Here is a 4,988-nt window from a genome sequence, read left to right on the forward strand (position 1 = left end):
GAGCCAGTGTCGACCAGACTAGCCCACACAGCAGGACCAGCGTCGCCCACAGGAAACGCTGCATTTGACCTACTCTGCCGCGGCCTTGCCGCCGCGACCGAACCGCTGTTCGATATAGTCGGCGACCATTTTCTCGAAATCCGCCGCGATCGACGGTCCGCGCAGCGTCGCCGCCTTCTTGCCGTCGACGAAGACAGGCGCCGTCGGCGTCTCGCCGGTGCCGGGCAGCGAAATGCCGATATCGGCATGCTTGGACTCGCCCGGGCCGTTGACGATGCAACCCATCACCGCGACCTTGAGGTTCTCGACGCCGGGATATTTGTCGCGCCACACCGGCATGTTCTTCCTGAGATCTGCCTGGATGTTCTGAGCGAGCTCCTGGAACACGGTCGAGGTCGTGCGGCCGCAGCCGGGACACGCGGCGACGATCGGCACGAACTGCCTGAACCCCATCGTCTGCAGCAATTCCTGCGAAACCTGCACCTCGCGCGTGCGGTCGCCATTCGGCTCCGGCGTCAGCGAGATGCGGATGGTGTCGCCGATGCCTTGCTGCAGCAGGATGCCCATGGCGGCCGACGAAGCGACGATGCCTTTCGAGCCCATGCCGGCTTCAGTCAGGCCGAGATGCAGTGCATGGTTGGAGCGGGTGGCGAGCTCGGCATAGACGGCAATCAGGTCCTGCACGCCGCTGACCTTGGCCGACAGGATGATTTTCTCGCGGCCAAGGCCGATCTCTTCCGCCATCTCGGCCGAGAGAATGGCCGACTGCACGATCGCCTCGCGCATCACCTCTTGCGCCGTCAGCGGAAAACCCTTGTCCTGGTTGTCGTCCATCAGCCGGGTCAAAAGCTCCTGGTCGAGCGAGCCCCAGTTGACACCGATGCGCACCGGCTTGTCATGCCTGATCGCCATCTCGACGATGTCGGCGAACTGCCGGTCCTTCTTGTCCTTGAAGCCGACATTGCCGGGGTTGATCCGATATTTGGCCAGCGCCTCGGCGCAGGCCGGGTGATCGGCCAAGAGCTTGTGGCCGATATAGTGGAAATCGCCGACCAGCGGCACGTTGATGCCAAGCCGCTGAAGCCGCTCATGAATGCGCGGTACGGCGGCGGCACTCTCGTCGCGATCGACGGTGATGCGCACGATCTCGGAGCCGGCCCGGTGCAGTGCTGCGACCTGCGCGACGGTCTGGTCGATATCGGCCGTGTCGGTGTTGGTCATCGATTGGACGACAACGGGCGCGCCGCCGCCGACGACCACGCCGCCGACATCGACGCCGACCGAGGTGCGGCGGGGGAAAGGAGAGGAAAAATATCCGGTCATGCCGGCAGCCTTTTGTCTCTGGAGCATCTTGTGTCCTGCATGGGCGCACAACGACGCCCCGGGCCGATGCGCTGAGGTCCGGGCATGAGGTGGAGGAGCAAAGATGGCTTGTCAATGGCGACAGGTCGCCACTGGCCCGAATCGGCACGTCGCCAACGACCAAAAACAATCGATGATCTGGCGAAACGGGCGACGGCCGAAGCGGATATTAAGCCGGGTGCAAGTCCAGCTTCGGCTGACAGACCGTGCTGGGAAATCAAACCTCTCCACGCCGGCGGCGGGGAGCCGCCGGGAAAAGAGGCCGCGGATACCGCGCGGCTATGTCAGGAGGGCATCAATGCGTGGTCGGTTTTCCTCTTAGTTTTTCAATCTCGTCCTTGAGTGCCAGCTTGCGTCGCTTAAGATTCACGATTTCGAGGTCGTCGACCGATGGATGATTCATCGCGTCATCGATTTCACGTTCGATGTCGCCGTGTTTCCGCTGCAACTCATCAAGATGGGATGCAAGAGACATGATTGGTTCTCCCTTTCATGGTTTTCCTCGATTGCAACCGTCACGGCGCGTCCACCGCAGGTTCGCTTCTGTGACGGCACGGTGACAGTGTGTCACCTTCCGCGGGCGATGTCGAATGATCCGTGGTAGCATTCCACGACACTGTGAAATGTGATATGGGCTGCACGCCGGTGACAAAACACCCGGCCCCGCCCAATCAGGCCCAGCTTTGGGCGCCGCAGACGTGCAGACGGTAGAGAATGTCCGATCAGGAACAGGCCGATATTCGCCTCGAATTTTCCCGCCTGAAGCAGGAACACGCCGATTTCGATGCAGCCATCAACGCGATGATCGCCATGGCCTGCGATCCGCTGCAGATCCAGCGCATGAAGAAGAAGAAGCTGTTCCTCAAGGACCGGCTGATGGCGCTGGAAGACAAGATCATTCCCGACATCATTGCGTGAACGATGTGATGTGCTGACGCTGATCGAGCGCCAGGCAGCGGCGATCTGCATCTCCCTGCGCGGTCGTGTGACGGTGCCTTTGGCCGGTCAATCGTTGGGCTCTTTTTCGCCGGTGCACTAGCCGCGACGGCGCGTCCTGCCGGGCGATCTCGCACATGGAGCACCTCGAACTCGACGGCTTCGTCGCACGCTCTCGGTCAGTGATCCCACCGTTCTGACGGATTGTCCGGCGACGCCGCTGGGAAACCTGCGCCTTCGCGCGGCTCAGCCCCGGCCGTCGACACAGCTCACCGCCCGCCCCTCAAAACAATAACTTTACAAATATTTGTATTTATGTGAAGTCATGACGATTGAAGGATCGACCATGACAGCCACTCGTTTCGCCACGCGCCTGAATTCCTTTGCCTCGCGGCCGCAGGCCGAATGGCCTGATCTTACCGGCAAGCCGTCGCTGCTGCAGATGGCGGCGCGCGCCGCCAAGGTCGGCGGGCTTACCGATCTCGACCTCAACTTTCCCGACCATGTCAGTGAAAAGCCTGCGGAAATCGCCCTCAAACTCGGCGATCTCGGGCTTTCCATCAATGGCTTTGCCATGCGCTACTACTCCAACCCCGCCTTCAAGCTCGGCGCATTCACCAATCCGGATCCGGCGGTGCGCCGCGAGGCCATCGACCTGACCAAAGCCGGCATCGATGCCGTGCGTGAGGCCGGCGCCAGCCTGATGACGCTGTGGCTCGGCCAGGATGGCTTCGACTACGCCTTCCAGGCCGACTATGTGACGCTTTGGCAACACGAAATCGATGGGATTCGTGAAGTAGCCGCGCATGATCCCGACTGTCAGATCAGCCTTGAGTACAAACCGAACGAACCACGCTCCTACAGCCTGATGCCGGATGCGGCGACGACCTTGCTGGCGATCCGCGATGTCGGCCTGCCCAATCTGGGCGTCACCCTCGATTTCGCCCATGTGCTCTATGCCGACGAACAGCCGGCCTTTGCCGCGGCCCTGGTGGCGCGCCACAGCAAGCTGCTCGGCGTGCATCTGAACGACGGCTACGCCAAGCGCGACGACGGCCTGATGGTCGGCGCGGTGCACACGCTGCAGACCATCGAGTTGCTCAGGCAGATTCGCCGCGACGGTTACGCCGGCGCCATCTATTTCGACACGTTCCCCGACATGACCGGGCTCGATCCGGTGCGCGAGTGCGAAGTCAACATCGCCACCGTCAAGCGCATGCTGCGCGTCGTCGACCGGCTGGGGCAGGACAATCGCCTGTCCGCCGCCATGGACAGCCAGGATGCGGTGACGTCGCAGGCCATCATCCAGGAAATCATGCTCGGGCCGGATAGCTGAGGCATGCGCACCATTATCGTTTTCAACAAGGGAGGAATACAATGAAACTTCTGCTTGCCACGGCTACCGCCGCACTGATGGCGCTGTCGATCGGCTCTGCCTTTTCGGCCGACCTCGCGCCGCTCAATTCCGACACGGAAAAGGACCGCATCGACTGGTCGCAGGTCGAGGCCAAATTCGGCGCGTTCCCCAAGCTGCCCGAAGGCACCAAGGCAGGCGCCGTCTCCAAGACGCTGACCAATGAATACTGGCGCTCGCTGGGCGAGGGCTACACGGCATTCGGCGCCAAGGTCGGCGTTCCCGTCGTCTATCAGGCAGCGCAAAGCGAGGGCGACCAGCTCGGCCAGCTCACCATCGCCGAAGGCCTGGTGACGCAGGGCTACAACGTGCTGCTCGTCTCGCCGCAGACGGATGCCAATCTGCAGCCGATCATGGAGCAAGCCAAGGCCGCCAACGTGCCGGTGGTCAACGTCAATGACGCCGTGATCCCGCAGGCCGAACATTATGTCGGCAATGTCCAGCGCGACAATGGCGTGCGCGTCGCCAAATGGTTCATCAAGAACCGTCCGGATGGCGGCAAGGTCGCCATCGTCGAAGGCCAGGCTGGCGTCTATGCCGCCGTGCAGCGCACCGACGGCTTCAAGTCGACCATCACCGAGGCAGGCAAGTTCGAGGTCGTCGCCAGCGTTCCCGGCAACTGGGACCGCCAGACCTCCTATGATGCGGCCACCAACATCCTGCAGCAGCACCCCGACCTGATCGGCTTTTATGCCAACAATGACGGCATGGCGCTCGGCATCGTCGAGGCAGTCAAGGCCGCCGGCCTGCAGGACAAGGTTGCGGTCTTCGGCACCGACGGCATTTCCGACGCCTATGCCTCCATACGGGCCGGCGAACTGACCGGCACGGTCGACAGTTTCCCGGTGCTGACCGGCGAAGTGGCGTTGGAAACTGCTCTGCGTCTCGTCGCGGGACAGAAGCTGCCCCGCGTCGTCGCCACGCCCCAGGCACTGATCACCAAGGACAATGCCGACCGCTATTCCGGCGCCGGCGCGCGCAAGGCACTGCTCGAGGACGCGGCTGCGGGCCAGTAAGGCCAATCGGCGAGTGCCGGCCAGAGCAATTCGCTCCCGCCGGCACCGTTGCCCGGAGATAGAACCCAATGTCACCCCGGCTGCAATTCCAGGGCATTTCCAAGCTGTTTCCGGCCGTGCGGGCGCTTGACGGCGTGTCGTTCTCGGTAGGTGCCGGTGAAATCCACGGCCTGCTCGGCGAAAATGGCGCCGGCAAGTCGACGCTGCTGCGCATCCTGTCTGGCGTCCACACGCCGACAGCGGGAAGCGTCCTCATCGAC

At 62.7% G+C, this 4,988-nt stretch carries 6 protein-coding genes; 4 read left to right on the forward strand and 2 right to left on the reverse strand.

All coding sequences use genetic code 11. The features are described 5' to 3' along the window. Positions 1 to 69 precede the first annotated feature (69 nt). Positions 70 to 1,323: a flavodoxin-dependent (E)-4-hydroxy-3-methylbut-2-enyl-diphosphate synthase gene (gene ispG / locus EN969_RS16410; protein ID WP_024502967.1), complete on the reverse strand. Its 1,254-nt coding sequence runs from the start codon at positions 1,321 to 1,323 to the stop codon at positions 70 to 72. A 334-nt stretch (positions 1,324 to 1,657) separates the two neighbouring features. Beyond that, positions 1,658 to 1,837, reverse strand: coding sequence for a YdcH family protein (locus EN969_RS16415; protein WP_013529217.1), 180 nt, complete (start codon positions 1,835 to 1,837; stop codon positions 1,658 to 1,660). Positions 1,838 to 2,076: 239 nt separating this feature from the next. On the opposite strand from EN969_RS16415, the gene EN969_RS16420 reads away from it, so the two are divergent. The 4 genes from EN969_RS16420 to EN969_RS16435 all read left to right on the forward strand — a co-directional run. Then, positions 2,077 to 2,280, forward strand: coding sequence for a DUF465 domain-containing protein (locus EN969_RS16420; RefSeq protein ID WP_013529216.1), 204 nt, complete (start codon positions 2,077 to 2,079; stop codon positions 2,278 to 2,280). 364 nt (positions 2,281 to 2,644) lie between these two features. Continuing rightward, positions 2,645 to 3,634 (forward strand): TIM barrel protein, encoded by a 990-nt coding sequence (locus EN969_RS16425; RefSeq protein ID WP_063170351.1) that lies wholly within the window; start codon positions 2,645 to 2,647, stop codon positions 3,632 to 3,634. A 41-nt stretch (positions 3,635 to 3,675) separates the two neighbouring features. Further along, the gene (locus EN969_RS16430; RefSeq protein WP_024502965.1) at positions 3,676 to 4,728 is read left to right on the forward strand and encodes a substrate-binding domain-containing protein; all 1,053 of its coding nucleotides are present in this window, start codon (positions 3,676 to 3,678) and stop codon (positions 4,726 to 4,728) included. Between the two features lie 68 nt (positions 4,729 to 4,796). Beyond that, a partial coding sequence (locus EN969_RS16435) for an ATP-binding cassette domain-containing protein (RefSeq protein WP_127419245.1) occupies positions 4,797 to 4,988 on the forward strand: 192 nt, incomplete at its 3' end.

Origin of the sequence: Mesorhizobium sp. M7A.F.Ca.CA.003.01.2.1 (genome assembly GCF_003998945.1) — a bacterium.
Taxonomy (GTDB): Bacteria; Pseudomonadota; Alphaproteobacteria; order Rhizobiales; family Rhizobiaceae; genus Mesorhizobium; species Mesorhizobium ciceri.